The organism is Gordonia hankookensis, assembly GCF_014673215.1.
GTDB classification, from domain to species: Bacteria; Actinomycetota; Actinomycetes; order Mycobacteriales; family Mycobacteriaceae; genus Gordonia; species Gordonia hankookensis.
In genome coordinates, this window is sequence record NZ_JACWMS010000001.1 from 684,427 (window position 1) to 702,528 (window position 18,102).

Sequence of the window (18,102 nt, forward strand, 5' to 3'; positions counted from 1 at the left end):
CCCGATCCTTCGACGTCGGTCCACCTGACATGCGGCAGGATGGCTGTCATGACGTTGACCACCCACGTCTTCGGGACCGACGCACCCGGGGCACCGCACGTCCTCGCCATCCACGGGCTCACCGGCCACGGCAGGCGATGGGAGTCGCTGGCCGCCGACCACCTCACCGACCTGCGGGTCATCGCCCCCGACCTACTCGGGCACGGATACTCGCCGTGGGTGCCGCCATGGTCGTTGGAGGACCACGTCGCGTCACTGGTCGACGTGGTCGACCAGTACATCCCGGTGGTCGCCCGGCCGTTCGTCGTGGTGGGGCACTCGTTCGGCGGTGCCGTCGCGGTGCGCCTCGCCCACCGGTTGGGCAGTGAATCGGTGTGCGGGCTGGTCCTGCTCGACCCGGCGCAGGGCCTCGATCCCGCCATGGCCCTGCGGGTTGCCACCGACAGCCTCGAGCACTGGGACTACCCGGATGCGGCGGCCGCCAAGTCGGCCAAACGCGCGGAAGGGTGGGCAGACATCCCAGAGATGCTGTTGGACAAGGAGATCGACGATCACCTCACCGACAGCGCGCCGGGCCGGGTGGGCTGGCGGGTATCCGCCCCGGCCGCGGCCACCGCGTGGAGCGAGATGGCCCGTGACGCCGTGGTGCCGCCGCCGGGTCTGCCGACCACGGTCGTCGTGGCCGATCGGGTCGACCCACCGTTCGTCCGGCCCGCCTTTCTCGAGGTCTGCGCCACCGAACGCCATGACTCTGTGGAGATCGTGCACGCCGATTGCGAACACATGGTGCCGTTCCTGGCACCCGAGCTCACTGCGCGAGCCATCCGGTCGATGGTCGATCGGGGCTGACATGGCGGCGGTCACCGACGACGAGGTCGAACAGGTGCGCGCGCTGGTCGGCGCGATCCCGGTCGGTCAGGTCACCACCTACGGCGACGTGGCGGCGGCCGTCGGACTGTCCAGTCCGCGGATCGTCGGATGGATCATGCGGACCGACTCGGCCGACCTGCCGTGGCATCGCGTCATCTCCGCAAGCGGGAAACCTGCTGCCCACCTGGCCGGCCGCCAACTCGAACGCCTACGAGCCGAAGGGGTCCCGGTCCGCGACGGCAAGGTGATCCTCCGCGAGTGCCGGTGGACGCCGACCGGGTGAGCGCGTGGTCTCGATACGCTGCCTCGCTGCGCTCGGCGGCTACTCGACCAGCAGGACACCCACCCACCACTCGACCAGCAGGTCACACACCCGCCACTCGACCAGCAGGACACACACTCGCCACTCAACCAGCAGGACACACACTCGCTACTCGACCAGCAGGACACTCACCCGCCAATCAGCCAGCAGGACACACACCTGCCACTCGGCCGCAGGACGCACACGCCCGGCTCTGCGGTGACGACCGGATAACCTACAGGCACGACAACGACTTTCAGCGACGGACCGCCGCATTACGCCGGTACGGACTCACCGCGGCGCGCATTCGGGTCACGATCAGATCGACGATCCGGCGATCCGCGCCGAGCGGATCGGCGACCGCGTCGGCACCATGGGTGTGCAACCGGTTGTGGAACAGGCCCGGCGCCAGCAGATGGCTCGCTATCACCACACGGGAACCGTGTCGGGAGGCACGCTCGAGCGCTTCCGGTACCGATGGTGATGCGGTCGCGATGAACCCGACCTCCACCCGGCCGCCGATCAGCGACTCGAGCTGGCGTGCCGCGAGATGAACCTGACCGCAGGCACTTTCGTCCGATGACCCGGCGGCGGCCAGCACCACCGCGTCGCCCGGCTCCCAGCCCGCCTCGATCAGCCGCAGCCGTGCCACCGCCGCGATGGCAGGATCCGGTCCGAGAGCTCGGGTCACCACCGTGTCCGCCCGGCCCGCTTCGACGACGTGCCGGGGGATGTCCTTGCGCACGTGATATCCCGACGCCAAGAAGGCGGGCACCAGAACGGCCGGCCGGTCGACATCAGCGATCACCTCGGCAGGTGTCGGTCCGAGCACGTCGACGAACGCTGTCCGGGTGGTACCGATCCGATCGCTGACCGCCTCGGCGATCTCGGCGATCACGTTGACACCATGCGGGTTACGGGTGCCGTGCGCGACCAGGACCGGACTGATGTCGCGAAGTCGATCCCCGGTCGGCAACATCGGATCGCTGCTCCTGCGCGTCATTCGGGGTCGTCCTCTCCGTCATACTCCAGATCGACCGCGAGTCGGTACCCCCGCTTCACCACTGTCTGGATCATCTTGGGGTCCCCCAGTGCATTACGCAGGCGGGCAACGGCGACCTCGACGGCGTGCGTGTCGCAGCTGTCACCGGGGAGGCCGGCCAGGAGTTCCTGACGGGAGACGACCCGTCCGGGGGCCACGGCAAGCGCCTTGAGCAGGCCGAGGCTGGTCGCCGACAGATCACGGAGTTCACCGTCGACGACGACGGCCTGGCCGCGGATCGCGGTGTTGTGACCGTGGATTCGCAGATTGTGACTGCGCCGCGGGAGCTCTTCGGTGATCAGTCGCGCGAGCGCACCGAGACGAAATCGCTTGGGATAGATCGTCGGGATCTGCAAGGCCTCGAGTGGTCCGGCCGTCACCGAACCGACGCACATCACCGGTACCGCCGTTCTCATGGCATGGACGAACTGCGAGAGCTTCCCCAGTTCTTTTGCCCGGGTGAGAATGGCCGCCGCGGCAGGTGCGCTGGTGAACGTGATGGCATCGAGATCGCCCCGGGTGACCGCCCCGACCATCCGGTCGATCCGGTCGACGTCGGGATGCATGTTCCATCGGTAGACCGGCACCGGCAGCACTTGCGCCCCGGCGGCACGCAGCACCGCACAGAAGTCCGGCAGGGGTTCCCACTCTGTCGTCGCCCCGTGCAACTGCACGGCGATCCGCACTCCGTCAACGCCCTGCTCGAGCAGCCGGTCGAGTACCTCCGACGACGACTCGCTCTCGGGCGACCACTCCTCCCGCAGGCCTGCGGCCCGGATCGCGCCCTTTGCCTTCGGCCCGCGAGCGATGAGCCGACTCTTGCCGAGTGCGTCGATCAACGACTCGGCACTCCCCCATCCGTCGGCGGCCTCCACCCAGCCCCGGAAGCCGATACCGGTCGTGGCGACCATCAGTTCCGGCGGATCCCCGATGATCTCGTTCGTCACGCGTTCGAGCTCGGTGTCGTCGGTGAGCGGCAGGATCCGGATGGTCGGTGCAGCCATGATCTCGGCGCCCCGCCGGGTCAGCAGTGCCGCGAACTCGTCCGCGCGACGTGCTGCGGTGATCCCGATGGTGAAACCCGCCAACGGCAGGCTCTCCAGGGCATCGGAGGATTCCTTGTGCTTGTGTGTGCTCATCGGCGCGGGAAGAACACCTCGACCATGTCGTCGACGACATGGACGGCGTAACTCGCCACCGACGTCGTCTCGTCGTCGAGGCACAGCCCGGTGCGCAGGGAGAACACCTGCTTGCCCAGCGGACTCGCAACGGTCGGTTCACCCGAACGGTCGCCGCTCACGCCGCGTGAGAGCACCGCGGCGCGGGAGAACGGATCGATGTTGCCGATCGCATACAACCGTGTGCGGCCCACGACGGCCTCCCGGTCGGTCTCCACCGCAGGCACACGGAACAATGCCGCCTGTTCGAAATCCGGCCCGAGAACACCGACGCCCCGCCCGATCGCCAGATCGGCCACGGCGCAGGCGCGCACCCACTCCCCGGGCACCGCGTCGGGATGGGTCCCGGGTTCGGCGGGTTCATGAGCGAGGATCACGTGGGCACTCCTTCACGTTCGGGTTCGGTCACGTCACGGACCGCGGTCTGCGACGCGGAGGCACGTGCCGGCATCGCGGGCATGTCGAGCAGCACCGGCACCTTCCTATCGACGTCGGCGAATCGGATCGTCGGGTCGACCACGTCCGGTGCGTTCACGAACGAGACGAAGCGCTTGAGCTTCTCCTCGTCGTCGAGAACGGCGGCCCACTCGTCGCGGTACCCGGCGACATGCGCTTCCATCGACGCCTCCAACTCGGTGGCCAGTCCCAGGCTGTCGTCACAGACCACCGCGCGCAGATGGTCCAGACCGCCCTCCAACGACTCCAGCCACGGCGCGGTGCGCTGCAGCCGATCGGCAGTTCGGACATAGAACATCAGGTACCGATCAATGTATGCGACCAACGTCTGGTCATCCACTCCGCCGGCCAGGAGTTGCGCGTGCTTCGGGCTCTGGCCGCCGTTGCCCGCGACATAGAGATTCCACCCGTGCTCGGTGGCGATGACGCCCACATCCTTGCCACGCGCCTCGGCGCACTCACGCGCACAGCCCGATACCCCGAACTTCAATTTGTGGGGCGACCGGAGCCCCCGGTATCGCTTCTCCAGGAACACGGCCATGCCTACGGAGTCCTGGACCCCGTAACGACACCAGGTGGACCCGACGCAGCTCTTCACAGTGCGCAAACTCTTGCCGTAGGCATGGCCCGATTCCATACCCGCGTCGACGAGCCGACGCCAGATCTCCGGTAGCTGATCGACCCTGGCCCCGAACAAGTCGATTCGCTGGCCACCGGTGATCTTGGTGTAGAGCCCGAAGTCACGAGCGATCTCGCCGATCACGATGAGCTGCTCGGGAGTCACCTCGCCGCCCGGCATCCGCGGGACCACCGAGTACGAACCGTTCTTCTGCATGTTCGCGAGGAAGTGGTCATTGGTGTCCTGCAACGCGGCCTGCTCGCCGTCGAGGATGTGATCGCTGGAGGTGGATGCCAGGATCGAGGCGACGGTCGGCTTGCAGATCTCGCATCCCTGCCCGGTCCCGTACCTGTCGATCAGTTCGGAGAACGTCCGGATTCCGGTGACGGAGACGATCTCGAACAACTCGCTGCGCGACTGCCCGAAGTGCTCACACAGGGCCTTGGAGAGCTTCACTCCCGACGCGGCGAGCAACGCCTTCACACTCGGCAGACAACCGCCGCACGTGGTGCCCGCGCAGGTCGCCTTCTTGACGTCGGCGATCTCGCAGGCGCCACCCGCAATCGCCGAGCAGATGGCGCCCTTGGAAACACCATTGCACGAACAGATCTCGGCATCGTCGGGCAGCACGTCGATACCGACACCCGGCCCGGCGGCGGGCGCGATCAGCGCGGCCGGGTCGCCGTGGATCTCGCGCCCGACCATCGGCTTGAGCATCGCGTAGGCCGATGCGTCGCCGACCAGGATGCCGCCGAGCAGCGTGGTGGCGTCGTCGGACACCACGACTTTCGCGTATCGGCCGGCCACCGCATCGTGATAGACGATCTCCAGCGCGTTCTCTGTCGTCGCCATGGCGTCGCCGAAGCTGGCGACATCCACGCCGAGGAGCTTGAGCTTCGTCGACATGTCGGCGCCCGGGAAGGTGCTCCCCCGGCCCAGCAGCTGATCGGCGACCACCTCGGCAGTGCTGTACCCCGGCGCCACCAGCCCGTAACACCGGCCGTTCACCGCGGCCACCTCGCCGATCGCGTAGACGTCCGGATCGTCTGTGCGACAGGTTTCGTCGACCAGGACACCACCGCGCTCCCCGACGGCGATGCCCGCGTCGCGGGCCAGCTGATCGCGTGGTCGGACACCTGCAGAGAACACGACCAGCGCGGCCTGGATCTCGCTGTCGTCGCTGAGTGTGACGGTCACACCATCGGACTCGCCGTCGGCGATGTTCGCGGTGCCGACACCCGTGTGCACGGTCAGTCCGAGGTCGGTGACCAGGTTCTTCAGCACCGCGCCGCCGCCGTCGTCGACCTGCATCGGCATCAGCCTCGGGGCGAACTCGACCACATGCGGCGTCATCCCCATCGACTTCAGCGCATTGGCGGCCTCGAGTCCCAGCAGGCCGCCACCGACCACGACACCCGGCGCGCCGGGACCTACGGCCTCGGCGGCGACCCGGATCGCGTCGAGATCGTCGAGGGTGCGATAGACAAAACACTGCTTGTGGTCGTGACCGGGGACCGGAGGCACGAACGCGTACGATCCGGTGGCCAGAATCAAGGCGTCGTAGTCGATCTCGCGGCCGCTCGAGGTGACGACGCGATGTCCGGACCGATCGATGTCGGTGACGGTCTCGCCGAGATGTGTCACGACGAGATCGTCGCCTGCGTAGGTGTTGCCCTCCAAAGCCAGCGAATCACGCTGCCACGAGCCCACATACGACGACAGCCCCACACGGTCATAGGCCGGATCCGATTCTTCGCACACCACCTCGACGCGCCAGAGCCCCTCGGTGTCACGGTCACGTAGCGTCTGCACGAAGCGGTGACCCACCATGCCGTGGCCGACCACGACTGCCGTCCTGGATTCGCTGGTCACTGGTAACTCCCTCGATGTTCGACTTCGGACCGGACTCGCGGTCAGGCCATCGCCTTGTCGGTGGACCCGGGGTCCGTGGTCGGCTGGATCGACGCGGAGGTGGGATCTGCCACCTGCAGGTCGGTGGTAGCGCCGGTGATGATCGGGCGGCGAGCGTAGAACCACCAGGTGATGATCCCGGCCACCACGTAGAAGACCATGAAGATCCAGAACGCCACCGTGGCCGACTGATTCGACTTGTAGCTGGCCCGCAGGACGAGGTTGATCCCGACGCCGCCCAGGCCTCCGGCGGCACCGGCGATCCCGATCAGCGCACCCGACATGCTGCGTGACCATTTGGCCCTGCCGTTCGCGTTGAGACCGGTGATGTTCTGCGACTTGTGTTCCCAGATCGTCGGGATGATCTTGTACACCGATCCGTTCGCGATACCGGAGATCAGGAACAGCAGGATGAAGCCGACGATGAACGCCGCGAGGACGCCGCCGCCGATGACCTTGCCGTTGGCGTCGGCGATCGAACCCGCGACCACCAGAATCGCGGCGGAGAACGTCATCGCGATGAAGCTGTACATGGTCACCTTGCCGCCGCCGACACGATCGGCCAGCTTGCCGCCGTACGGGCGGGACAGCGATCCGAGCAGCGGACCGATCCAGGCGATCTGCGCAGCCGCCAGCGCCGGCTTGGCCGCGCCTGCGGAGGTGAAACTGATGTTGAGGACCTGACTGAACGCAAAGCCGAAGCCGATGAACGAACCGAACGTGCCGATGTAGAGGAAGCAGATCAGCCAGGTGTCGCGGTGCCGGAGGCAGTCCAGCATCGCGCGAGCGCTCGACGTCTGGTGATCAAGATTGTCCATGTAGATCGCCGCACCGACACCCGCGACCGCCAGGGCCACCAGATAGACGGCACAGACGATCTCGGGCTGATCGGACGCGAGCCAGATCACCAGCAGACCGATCAGCTGGACGACCGGGACACCGATGTTGCCACCGCCCGCATTGAGACCTAGCGCCCACCCCTTCAGCCGCTGCGGGTAGAAGGCGTTGATGTTGGTCATCGACGACGCGAAGTTGCCGCCACCGAAGCCGGTCAGTGCGGCAACGGCGAGAAACCAGCCGAACCCGAACTCGCCGGGATTCATCATCAGCATCATCGTCAGGCCGGTGGGGATGAGCAACACGATCGCGCTGAAGATCGCCCAGTTCCGCCCACCGAACCGCGCAGTGGCCTGGGTGTAGGGAATCCGCAGGCAGGAGCCGACGAAGGTCGCCGTCGCGGCGATCACGAACTTCTGGTCGAGGCTGATGCCGTACTCCGGCCCCATGAACAGGGCCATCACCGAGAACAGCGACCAGATCGAGAAACCGACGTGTTCGCAGATCACCGACCAGACCAGATTGCGCTTGGCAACGGCCGCATTGCCGCCATCCCAGGCCTCTCGGTCCTCGGGATCCCAATCGGTGATCTTGTGGTCACGTTTCAGCGCGCTCCGCAAAGAGGCGACGGGTGCAGGCATGGGCCATCCAATCGTGGGTCGAGATGGTTGGCCGACGACGATGTCGGACGATTGGATGCCACGTTAGGTAGCCAGTGTTGCCGGGATTTTCCCTCGCGTGACCGAAGAGTCACGTTGTGCTCACTTTGCGGCACGTTCCCTGTGAGAAGGCGTCGCAGAGGCTCTACCTGCGTCGATTGACCTAGAGTAGCAATCGAACGAGGTCGACGACCCGCTGCAGACCGGGCAGGGCCCCTGCCGTTGCCCGTGGATGTAACGCGTGGACTCCCAGCCGGAACATGGTCGCGCGCAGCATCATCTGGGGCCACTCCGGCTGATCCGCCCATCGATGTACGAGGTCGTCGTCGGCGCCACCCCAGGCCAGCGAGTCGACGACGACGACAGCGGCGGCCCAGGGCGCGGGCCGCCAGTACGGGACGATGTCGGTGATGCCGGGCGCCGCGGCACCTGCGAACAGCACCGTGCCGAACAGGTCGCCGTGCACCACCTGCGACTTCAGATCCACGTTCTTGCGAAGCGTGGCAAGAGTTTTCAGCATCTGGACGCTCGCCACACCGTCTTCAGAGGTCGGCTCACCCATGCCGGCCGCGCGCGCCGTACGCATCGGGACGTCCTCCCAGGCGGCGCGGTCGGCGGCGGTGAAGACGTCGACGTCGGTGTGCGGCGGCGCAGGCGACTGCAGCAGGAACCTCGGCCGCTCGAGTTCGGCGGTCGCCGCATGCAAGCGATCGGCCACCAGGACGACCTCGTCATGACGCGGCTCGGGTATGCCCGCGATGTAGGTGTCCGCGCGCCAGCCCGACACCACATAGCGGCCGTCGGTGGCGCGGAAGGGCCGTGCGACCCGCAGCCCCTCGACGTAGAGCGACTCACGCACCGATGCCGACCACGCCGCACGCGCGTGGTCGGGGACCAACGACAACACGACCTCACCGACACGCCAGCCACCGATCCAGGAATCGCCCATGGGGATCGGCGGGTGGGCGGTCAGCCCGAACGTGTTCAGCACGTGTTCGGGTGGCTCGAGGGTCGTCACACCTGTGAGATTACCGATCGATCCAGGCATTATCCGGGAGCGACGCACGTCGGACCCCACCGTGCTCGGAACCCGCCGCGCTGCGCGAAGGCGCGCGACCAGCTCACCGGTGTGACGCACCGCACATCGATGTCGCGTCACACGATCGACCCCTGCGGTGTCATTGGTATGTGACCGACGCCGACGACGTATTCACCGAGCTCCGACCATTGCTGTTCACGGTCGCCTACAACCTCGTGGGGACGGCGACCGACGCCGAGGACGTGGTGCACGACTGCTATCTGCGCTGGCGGGATCGATCGCCAACCGACGTCGACGATCCGCGCGCATATCTGGTCGCCGCAGTGAGTCGCACCGGCCTCAATCACCTGCGGACGGTCGGTCGTCGCCGCGAGACGTACGTGGGCAACTGGCTGCCCGAGCCGATCCGCACCGACGACGACGCGAGCCACGACGCCGTGCTCGCCGATTCGGTGTCGATCGCGATGCTGGTTGTGCTGGAGACCCTCGCACCCGTCGAACGGGCGGTGTTCGTCCTGCACGAGGTCTTCGATTACCCGCACGCGGAGATCGCGACGATGATCGGGAAGTCTGAGCAGGCTGTCCGGCAGATCGCACATCGCGCCCGTGGACACGTCCGTTCACGACGTTCGAATGTCGGCAATGAAACGGCGACGCCGCGATCGCGGGATGGTCGCGACGTGGTCGCACGCTTCCTGTATGCCGCGCACACCGGTGACCTGGAGGTCCTCGTCTCGATGCTCGCGCCCGACGTGGTCCAGATGTCCGACGGCGGCGGACGGGTCGCGGCGGCCCGGCAACCGATCATCGGGGCCGACAAGGTCGCCGCATTCGCCATCGGCCTCGCCCGGACCTCGATGGCGGACGCGCACGTCACGCTCACCACGGTGAACGCCGCACCGGGGGCGATCTTCACGATAGCGGGCACCGTCGACTCGGTCGCCTCATTCGATGTCGCCGACGGTCGGATCACAGCGTTCTATGCGATCCGCAATCCAGAGAAACTCGGGGCCGTCGACGAGATCCGTCGACTGGACAGAGGAAGGGACATGACATGGAGACCGTGACAGTCGAGCGCACCATCGACGCACCGGTGGACACCGTATTCGCGTGGATCAGCAACGCCCACAACTACACCCGGACTCCGCTGGTCGTCTCGGAGCGGCTCCGCACGCCCGGGCGCGACGCCCCGTACGGTGTGGGCGCGATCCGGGTGCTGACCTGGCTGATCGGATGGTTCGCCGAGCGCATCACGGCGTACGTCCCGCCACACTCCTTCGATTATCACGTCTACCGCAGCTTCCCACCGTCCCGACACGAGGCCGGACAGGTCACCGTCGACGACGTTGGTGGCGCCTCCCGCGTCATCTGGACCACGACGTTCGAACTCGCCATCCCACTGCTCGGACCGATGCTCACCCGTCGTGTCGGCAAACCACTCGTGGGCTATGCATTCGGTCGGGTTCTCGACGGCGCGGCAAAGGAGTTGAGCGCGGAGCCGCCTCAATAGACCGGAAGCGTCTTGTCCACCTGATTGGCCCACGCCGTGACGCCGCCCTGCAGATGGCTGGCATCTGCGAACCCTGCGCGCTTCAACGCGGCGAGCGCCTCGGCCGACCGGATGCCGGTCTTGCAGTACAGGACCGTCGGACGGTCCTGCGGAACCTTCGCCAGACCTGCGCCCGACAGGATCTCGTCCTTGGGGACCAGCGTCGCACCCTCGATGTGGACGATGTCCCACTCGACGGGCTCACGCACGTCGATCAATGCGAGCTTGTCGCCCTGGTCGATCTTCTCCTTGAGCTCGGCCGGGGTCAGTGTGGAACCCGCCGCGGCGTCGGCCGCGTCGGTGGAGACCACGCCGCAGAAATCGTCGTAGTCGATCAACTCGGACACCCGTGCACCCTCCGGATCCTTGCGGATCTTGATGGTGCGATAAGTCATGTCCAGGGCGTCGTAGACCATCAGTCGACCCAGCAATGGTTCCCCGATGCCGCAGATGAGTTTGATCGCCTCGGTGCCCATGATCGAGCCGATGGAGGCGCACAGGATGCCGAGCACCCCACCCTCCGCGCACGACGGCACCATGCCGGGTGGTGGCGCCTGCGGGTACAGATCGCGGTAGTTGAGGCCGCGACCGTCCGGCGCGTCCTCCCAGAACACCGACGCCTGACCTTCGAACCGGTAGATCGATCCCCAGACGTATGGCTTGTGGGCGAGCACCGCGGCGTCGTTCACCAGGTAGCGGGTCGCGAAGTTGTCGGTGCCGTCGAGGATGAGGTCGTACTGCGAGAACAGTTCGATGGCGCCCTCGGGCTCGAGCCGTTCGTCGTGGATGTTCACGGTGACATACGGGTTGATCTCGGAGATCGAGTCGCGCGCGCTCTCGGCCTTCGGACGCCCGATGTCGGACTGGCCGTGAATGACCTGACGTTGCAGATTCGACTCGTCGACGACGTCGAATTCGACGATGCCGATGGTCCCGACTCCGGCGGCGGCGAGATAGAGCAGTGTCGGTGAGCCGAGACCGCCGGCGCCGATCACCAGCACTTTCGCGTTCTTCAACCGCTTCTGCCCGTCCATCCCGACGTCGGGGATGATCAGGTGCCGGCTGTAGCGCGCCACCTCTTCGTTCGACAGTTCCGCTGCGGGTTCGACCAGCGGGGGCAAGGACGACACGGGCGCCTCCAGTACATCTGACTCAAGTGGACTGTTGTGCTCAACGGTCTCGACCCCGCGGTCATTCCGCCGCGGTATGTGGCAGGTGCGCCGCGAGACTCACTTGTTGGGGAACGGCCAGGGGTTCGGCTTGCAGACCAGATTGCGATTGGCCTGCATCTGCGGATCGAGAGCCATGATCTGACTGTTGGCGACCCCGAACGACTGCTGCATCATGACCGGGGCGAGGGCACCGTTCTCTTTACAGGGTTCGTGCGACTCGTAGCCGATGCCGTGGCCGGTCTCGTGGTTGACCAGGTATTGGCGATACAGCAGATCGTCGCCCTCATAGGACAGCGCACCCCGCACCCAACGCGCCTCGTTGAGGGTGACGCGCTTCTCCGGCGGATAGAAGCACGATGTCTCGAGTTGGATCTGGTAGCCGCAGAGTTCGCGGGCGGTCGCCGGTGACGCGAGTGTGATCCGCAGGTCGGGTTCGCCGCCTGTGATCCGGCGGAAGGCCACTTTTCCGTCGCCGATCCAACTGCGCGGGTTGGCCAGGGTGGAGTCGACCATCTTGGCGAACGAGCGGTCGCCTCCGAAGTCCTGCGAGTTGACGCCGTTCTCCACCTCGACGGTGTATGTGTACACCTGCGGACCGGTCCCGACCTGCTTTCCCGCACCGGGGACCACGTGGTAGGACTCCCGGCCCTTCTGCGTGTACGGACCGCCCGGCGGCAGGGTGCCCGCGGGAAGCGACGCGGCCTGGATGGAGCCGGTCGGCGCACCGATCGGTTTGGTCTCTTTGCTGACGTCGGTGTTGCGCGATGCCGAATCCGGATTGACGTCGGCCGCGGGCGTCACAGCGGCGTCGTTCCCGTCCCGGACGGTCATCACGATGAGCACGATCGTCAGGATCACGAGCAGCGGGATCGCATAGGCCCGCCACCCGTAGGTCGCCACGAACCGGCCGAGAGCACTCTGCTTCTTGCGCTCCGGCTGGGCGTCGCGGTCGACACGGGCACGCCCGCTGTCGTCGGTCGGGTCCCAGCGCGCCCGTAATGGCTGGTCCGGCCTCGGGCGGGTCCGGGGGCCCGCCTCCATGCTCGACGATCCGCCGGTCGACGATCCGCCCGAGGACCCACTGTCCCGTCGGGGCGGCCGCGGCCCCATGTCCTTGGCACGTGCTCGCGCGCCGCCGACCCCGGCGTCGGGTGCGCCGGCACCTGCGCTCCCGGAGTTCGGCCCGCCTCCTGGGTGACTCACAGGCTCAACTTTCTCACAGGTCAGCGCGGATCCGGGGAACCGAGGGCCGATGCCTGTCTGTGCGAATCGGTTCCGCCGATGGACCCCGAGTACGCTCAACGCATGTCGACCACCACGAACTCTGCACACAACGCGGGGCGCAGCACGCGTCTGCCACGGAGTGCACGTCGGATGCAGCTGCTCGACGCCGCCAGCGAGATCTTTGTGGAGCGTGGCTACCACTCGGCCGGGATGGACGAGATCGCGGTCCACGCCGGCGTGAGCAAACCTGTTCTCTACCAACACTTCCCGTCGAAGCTCGACCTGTACATCGCCGTGGTGGATTCGCATGCCGAGAAGTTGGTCAGCGATGTGAACCGCGCACTGCTCACGACCACCGACAACAAGCAGCGCGTCCAGGCAGCCGTCCAGGCCTTCTTCGATTTCATCGACCAGGACAACTCGGGATACCGACTGATCTTCTCCTCGGACGCGATGGACCCCGCGGTGATCCGGCGGGTCGAGGGCGCCACCGAGGCCTGCGTGGACGCCGTCTACGGACTGGTCATGCACGACTCGGGTCTGGATCCGTATCGGTCACGGATGCTGGCCGCCGGACTGGTCGGTGCGAGCCAGGTGAATGCGCGCTACTGGCTCGAGGCGAAACGTCCCGTGGACAAGCAGGCCGCCGTCGACACGACGGTCGCGTTGCTCTGGGGTGGGCTGTCGCACGTGCCGATGCTCGAATCGGCCGACGACGAATCCTGATCGATCGGCGGCTGCCGGGCACCCGGAGCGCAATGCCCGGCCCCGACAGCAACCGATCGCAGGAGGTCGGGTCAGGTGGCCCCGAAGCCGACCCGGCGATTCTCCGAACTACCCACCTCGACGTAGGCGATCTTGGTGACCGGTACCAGGATCCGAGCGCCCTTGTCGTCGACAAGGGCGAGCAGTTGCTGCTTGCCCGACAATGCGGCCTCGACCTCGGCGTACGCCTTGTCACTGGTGAGCGTGGTCTGAATGGACAGCTCACGTGAACTGTCGGTGATACCGATCTTCACTTCAACGGCCATGGCCACCCTTCTTCTCCTCTGACGGCGCCCACGCCGACGGGCCGACACCGGTGGTGCCGACGCCGATGGCGCACGACGACTCTGTGCCGCACCAGGCTAGTTCAGCCCACGACGGCGCCGACAGCGGCTCCGCTCACAGCGCAAACAGCGGGCGCGTCATCCGAGACCGAGCTCGGTCATCCTCTTGCCGTGCTCGTCTGCGATCACATCGAAGAAGCTCGCGACCCCGTGCAGGGACGCCGCCCCGGCGAAGAGCAGATCGGTGACCTCCTCCTCGGCCGCGAGGACCCACTGTGCATGGGTGACGGCCTCTCCGAGCAGGCGACGCCCCCACAGCGTGAGTGGCGACTTGAGCGCCGGATCGGCGGCCACGGCCGCCGATACCTGCTCCCGGGCGAACCGCGAGTTCGCGGTCTCCGCCATCACCTCGCCGACGATCGCCTGGGCCTCGACGGGCAGCACGCCCGCGACCTCGGTGTAGAAATCAGCGGCGAGCCCGTCACCGAGGTACGCCTTGACCAACGACTCATACCAGGTCTTGGGCGTCGTGACCTGGTGATACTGGTCGAAGATCCCGCGATACCGCTCGACGGCCTCGGTCGGGTCGATCCCGCGGGACGCCACCTGCGCGGCGAGCGTGTCGAAATGTCCGATCTCCGAAGCGGCCATGCGGGCGATCGCGATCCGGCTGTGGACGTCCGGCGCCATCCGCGATTCATCGATCAGCCGGTAGAAAGCGGCGTACTCACCAGCGAGGAGTACCGCGAACAGCTTGGCGATCCCACCACCGTCGCCGTCGATTCCTGGACGTGCTGCGGGCTCGGGCGTGACTCCGGATGGGGGCGGCGCGGTCGACATGGTGGAGATGGTAGGCGGGGCCGAAGCGTTCACCAAGTACACTTGACAACGGTGCACTGACGCGACCATGACGATCCGGTGTCAGCCCGACTGCCGCATGGCCGGTCGACCGATCCGGATCACCCGCGCAGGTACCGGACAATGTGCGCGCACTCATGTCGGGCGATGCAGCCCGACCTGGCCACCACACAGTCACCGACCACGGTTTGCCCGGTCCACCCGGACCCCTTTCTCCGCAAGCCGCTCGATCCCACTGTGGTGCCTTTCGTGCGTGCGGGAAAATGCAGAAAGGCATACAACCTCACATGAGCGATTCCATCGCGACACAGACGAACGACACCGCGCCGACCACCGGCACGGACGACGACGTGAAGACCACCATCGTCGACGAGACCCACACCTCCCCGACGTTCGCCGAACTCGGCGTCGACGAACGGATCGTCTCGGCCCTCGCCGACGACGGCAAGACCCACACCTTCGCGATCCAGGAGCTGACCCTCCCCCTCGCCCTCAGTGGCGACGACCTGATCGGGCAAGCCCGCACAGGCATGGGCAAGACCTTCGGCTTCGGCGTTCCCCTGCTCCACCGCCTCGCACACGCCGAGGAATCGGGTCTGCGCGCCCTCGACAACACACCGCGCGCCTTGATCATCGTCCCGACCCGCGAGCTGTGCCTGCAGGTCACCGGCGACCTGGAGGTCGCGGCGCCCAAACTCGACGTCACGCTGGCCGACGGCACCAACCGGCCACTGAAGATCACGTCGATCTATGGCGGCCGGCCGTACGAGTCGCAGATCGCCGACCTCCAGTCCGGCGTCGACGTGGTCGTGGGTACCCCGGGCCGATTGCTCGATCTGGCCCAGCAGGGCCACCTGGTCCTCGGCAAGGTGTCGATCCTCGTCCTCGACGAGGCTGACGAGATGCTCGACCTCGGCTTCCTCCCCGACATCGAGCGGATCATGTCGGCGCTGCCCACACCGCGGCAGACGATGCTCTTCTCCGCGACCATGCCCGGCCCGATCGTCACCCTCGCCCGGACGTTCCTGCACCGACCGACGCACATCCGCGCCGAGCACGCCAACGATTCGGCCATCCACGAACGCACCACCCAACACGTCTACCGCGCCCACGCACTGGACAAGGCGGAGCTCGTCGCTCGTATCCTGCAGGCCGAAGGCCGTGGCGCCACAATGATTTTCACGCGAACCAAGCGCACCGCACAGAAGGTCGCCGACGACCTGGGCGAGCGCGGGTTCTCCGTCGGCGCCGTCCACGGCGATCTCGGCCAGGTGGCACGCGAGAAGGCGCTCAAGCGATTCCGCAACGGCGACATCGACGTCCTGGTCGCCACCGACGTCGCGGCCCGCGGCATCGACATCGACGACGTCACCCACGTCATCAACTACCAGTGCCCCGAGGACGACAAGACCTACGTGCACCGCATCGGCCGCACCGGTCGTGCAGGCCGCACCGGCATCGCGATCACCTTCGTCGACTGGGACGAGATTCACCGCTGGGAGCTGATCAACTCGGCACTCGGCCTCGACATGGCCGACCCTGTCGAGACGTACTCGACCTCCGAGCACCTGCGAACGGATCTCGGAATCCCCGAATCGGCCACCGGACGGATCACCGCACCGAAGACCGACTCGGACGGCGATGCGAAGTCGGAGCGACGTTCGCGGTCCGAGCGCCCCAAGTCGAATCGGACCCGTCGGCGGACACGCGCCGGCCGCCCCGCGTCCGGCGACGGATCGCCTGCCGGTTCCGAGAAGTCCACGAGCACGACCGCGGACACGTCGGCCGCCGACAACACCGACGCCTCCACAGACGAGACCGCCGACAAGCCGCGTCGGCGTCGACGTCGACGCGGCGGTGCCAAGCGCGGCGGTTCCTCGTCGAACGGACAGCACACCGACGAGACGCCGGCCACCTCGGCCGCCGAGTGATCCCGGCCTAATCACTTCCCAGCGCGGCGACCGGAGGGTGCGTGGTACGAATCCGACCTGAGCGACGAACACCGGTCGACCTCGTCGTCAGTGCTGCCATCGTGGTGATCCTGCTCGTCGCCGGACTGTTGGTGTGGGCCCACAGCGCGGTGCGTCACACCGACAGCGCACAGGCCGCGGCGTCGGTGCCCGACGTCGCCCCGGCCACCGCCGTACCGGCCGGATTCACGCCGCTCTGGCGTGCGCGATCAGCGGTCACCGACACCCCCGCGATCGCGCGGTCGGTGGTGGTGACGGCCGACGGCGGGTCCGTGGTCGGCCGGGATCCCGCCACCGGCCACGAGGTCTGGCACTATCGGCGCGATCTCGGCTTGTGCGCCATAGTCGCAGCGTGGCCGTCGAGCAACAACGAGGTCCTGGCCGCCTACCGGAACTCCCGCGGGTGCGGCGAGGTCACGGCCCTCAACGGCTCGTCCGGTCAGCGCGAAGGCGGCCGCAGCTCGGACGCCGACGACCGCATCCATCTGGTCGCGGACTCGGGTTATGTTGTGTCCCAGGGCTCCACGCGACTAGAGACCTGGGGGTCGAATCTCGTCCGCGGCATCGAGTACGGACGTGTCGACGCGCCGGTCAAACCGGATGTGCAACCCGGCCGGACCGGGTGCCGACTCATGTCTGCGACAACGGGAGGCGATCGCGTCGCAGTCATCGAACACTGCGGAGACGAACCCGGGTACCGACTGACGGTCCTCGGAGCGGTACTGAACAAGGACGAGGAGGTCCAGCAGTACGGGTCGTCGCTGATCACCGATGGCACATCAGGGCCCGCGCCGGTCGCGATCGCCATGAGCAGCTCCGGGATCGCTGTCTACGACGGCGGCGGCAATCGTCCTGCCCCGGCGTCGAACGACGCCCCGGCGGGACCGGTCGCCCCGTCGGTGCGGCAGTTCACCACCGACGGCGTGCCCACGGTGGTGAACACTGTCGCCGGCGCACCCGCTCCGCCCGAGAACGTCGAGCCCGTCACCAACGGTGGGCTGACCTCGTATTTCACCGGCGGCACCACCGTCGTGCTGGACGCCCAGAACGTACGACCGATCTACCAGGTGCCGGGTGCCATCGGCACCGGCGACGTGATGGCCGGGCAGCTGCTGCTCCCGACTGCGACCGGGATCAGTGTGCGCGACGCGGCCACCGGCCGTGAGGTGCGCTCGATCCCGATCCGGCGTGACGGATACACCCGCGGGCCGATCAGCCTACGAGTACAGGGTTCCACCGTGATCGAACAGTGGGGATCGACCGTCGCAGCATACGGACCGGCCTAGCGTCGACAACGAAGGCTGCGACTCGAGGATCCCGACGGGAATCGGGTCGTCGTCGTCCAATGACGCCGGGCGTCCCGTCCCC

At 67.1% G+C, this 18,102-nt stretch carries 17 protein-coding genes; 7 read left to right on the forward strand and 10 right to left on the reverse strand.

Annotation, left to right across the window (positions count from 1 at the left end; all coding sequences use genetic code 11):
- Nucleotides 1–48: 48 nt before the first annotated feature.
- Together IDF66_RS03245 and IDF66_RS03250 are read left to right on the forward strand one after the other, a co-directional pair.
- Nucleotides 49–849, forward strand: a complete 801-nt coding sequence (locus tag IDF66_RS03245; protein WP_190265704.1) for an alpha/beta fold hydrolase — start codon at nucleotides 49–51, stop codon at nucleotides 847–849.
- A 1-nt stretch (nucleotide 850) separates the two neighbouring features.
- Complete coding sequence (locus tag IDF66_RS03250; protein WP_190265705.1) at nucleotides 851–1,153, forward strand: MGMT family protein; 303 nt, start codon at nucleotides 851–853, stop codon at nucleotides 1,151–1,153.
- Between the two features lie 274 nt (nucleotides 1,154–1,427).
- On the opposite strand, the gene IDF66_RS03255 is transcribed toward IDF66_RS03250, so the two are convergent.
- The 6 genes from IDF66_RS03255 to IDF66_RS03280 all read right to left on the reverse strand — a co-directional run bounded on the left by IDF66_RS03255 (nucleotide 1,428) and on the right by IDF66_RS03280 (nucleotide 8,891).
- Nucleotides 1,428–2,174, reverse strand: a complete 747-nt coding sequence (locus IDF66_RS03255; RefSeq protein ID WP_223309101.1) for a sirohydrochlorin chelatase — start codon at nucleotides 2,172–2,174, stop codon at nucleotides 1,428–1,430.
- Complete coding sequence (locus tag IDF66_RS03260; RefSeq protein ID WP_164308853.1) at nucleotides 2,171–3,352, reverse strand: uroporphyrinogen-III synthase; 1,182 nt, start codon at nucleotides 3,350–3,352, stop codon at nucleotides 2,171–2,173. Before IDF66_RS03260 ends, IDF66_RS03255 begins: the two co-directional genes overlap by 4 nt.
- A complete protein-coding gene (gene nirD / locus IDF66_RS03265; RefSeq protein ID WP_164308852.1) occupies nucleotides 3,349–3,768 on the reverse strand; it encodes a nitrite reductase small subunit NirD in 420 nt (139 codons plus the stop codon). Before nirD ends, IDF66_RS03260 begins: the two co-directional genes overlap by 4 nt.
- Nucleotides 3,765–6,338, reverse strand: a complete 2,574-nt coding sequence (gene nirB, locus IDF66_RS03270) for a nitrite reductase large subunit NirB (RefSeq protein ID WP_190265706.1) — start codon at nucleotides 6,336–6,338, stop codon at nucleotides 3,765–3,767. Before nirB ends, nirD begins: the two co-directional genes overlap by 4 nt.
- A 41-nt stretch (nucleotides 6,339–6,379) precedes the next feature.
- Nucleotides 6,380–7,855, reverse strand: coding sequence for a nitrate/nitrite transporter (locus tag IDF66_RS03275; RefSeq protein WP_190265707.1), 1,476 nt, complete (start codon nucleotides 7,853–7,855; stop codon nucleotides 6,380–6,382).
- Nucleotides 7,856–8,036: 181 nt separating this feature from the next.
- The gene (locus IDF66_RS03280) at nucleotides 8,037–8,891 is read right to left on the reverse strand and encodes a TIGR02569 family protein (protein WP_164308849.1); all 855 of its coding nucleotides are present in this window, start codon (nucleotides 8,889–8,891) and stop codon (nucleotides 8,037–8,039) included.
- A gap of 170 nt (nucleotides 8,892–9,061) precedes the next feature.
- On the opposite strand from IDF66_RS03280, the gene sigJ reads away from it, so the two are divergent.
- Together sigJ and IDF66_RS03290 are read left to right on the forward strand one after the other, a co-directional pair.
- Nucleotides 9,062–9,979, forward strand: coding sequence for an RNA polymerase sigma factor SigJ (gene sigJ, locus IDF66_RS03285; protein ID WP_190265708.1), 918 nt, complete (start codon nucleotides 9,062–9,064; stop codon nucleotides 9,977–9,979).
- Nucleotides 9,967–10,422, forward strand: a complete 456-nt coding sequence (locus IDF66_RS03290; RefSeq protein WP_190265709.1) for an SRPBCC family protein — start codon at nucleotides 9,967–9,969, stop codon at nucleotides 10,420–10,422. Before sigJ ends, IDF66_RS03290 begins: the two co-directional genes overlap by 13 nt.
- On the opposite strand, the gene moeZ is transcribed toward IDF66_RS03290, so the two are convergent.
- On the reverse strand, nucleotides 10,416–11,591 hold the full coding sequence (gene moeZ, locus IDF66_RS03295) for an adenylyltransferase/sulfurtransferase MoeZ (RefSeq protein ID WP_190265710.1): 1,176 nt from the start codon (nucleotides 11,589–11,591) through the stop codon (nucleotides 10,416–10,418). The two genes, IDF66_RS03290 and moeZ, sit on opposite strands and share 7 nt — an antisense overlap.
- Nucleotides 11,592–11,690: 99 nt before the next feature.
- Nucleotides 11,691–12,674: a DUF3152 domain-containing protein gene (locus IDF66_RS03300; RefSeq protein WP_223309271.1), complete on the reverse strand. Its 984-nt coding sequence runs from the start codon at nucleotides 12,672–12,674 to the stop codon at nucleotides 11,691–11,693.
- 264 nt (nucleotides 12,675–12,938) lie between these two features.
- Between IDF66_RS03300 and IDF66_RS03305 the strand changes: the two genes are divergently transcribed.
- Nucleotides 12,939–13,583 (forward strand): TetR/AcrR family transcriptional regulator, encoded by a 645-nt coding sequence (locus IDF66_RS03305; protein WP_190265711.1) that lies wholly within the window; start codon nucleotides 12,939–12,941, stop codon nucleotides 13,581–13,583.
- Nucleotides 13,584–13,654: 71 nt separating this feature from the next.
- Here the strand turns inward: IDF66_RS03305 and IDF66_RS03310 are convergent, their stop codons facing one another.
- Together IDF66_RS03310 and IDF66_RS03315 are read right to left on the reverse strand one after the other, a co-directional pair.
- Nucleotides 13,655–13,888, reverse strand: coding sequence for a DUF3107 domain-containing protein (locus tag IDF66_RS03310; RefSeq protein ID WP_164308844.1), 234 nt, complete (start codon nucleotides 13,886–13,888; stop codon nucleotides 13,655–13,657).
- Between the two features lie 156 nt (nucleotides 13,889–14,044).
- Nucleotides 14,045–14,746 carry a ferritin-like fold-containing protein gene (locus IDF66_RS03315; RefSeq protein WP_190265712.1) on the reverse strand — a complete coding sequence of 234 codons (702 nt, stop codon included), beginning with the start codon at nucleotides 14,744–14,746 and terminating at the stop codon, nucleotides 14,045–14,047.
- Between the two features lie 305 nt (nucleotides 14,747–15,051).
- Here IDF66_RS03315 and IDF66_RS03320 point away from each other — a divergent pair, with 305 nt between their 5' ends.
- The gene (locus IDF66_RS03320) at nucleotides 15,052–16,695 is read left to right on the forward strand and encodes a DEAD/DEAH box helicase (protein ID WP_190265713.1); all 1,644 of its coding nucleotides are present in this window, start codon (nucleotides 15,052–15,054) and stop codon (nucleotides 16,693–16,695) included.
- Between the two features lie 41 nt (nucleotides 16,696–16,736).
- Entirely contained in the window at nucleotides 16,737–18,020 is a 1,284-nt protein-coding gene (locus IDF66_RS03325; RefSeq protein WP_190265714.1) for an Rv3212 family protein, read from the forward strand.
- Nucleotides 18,021–18,102: the final 82 nt, after the last annotated feature.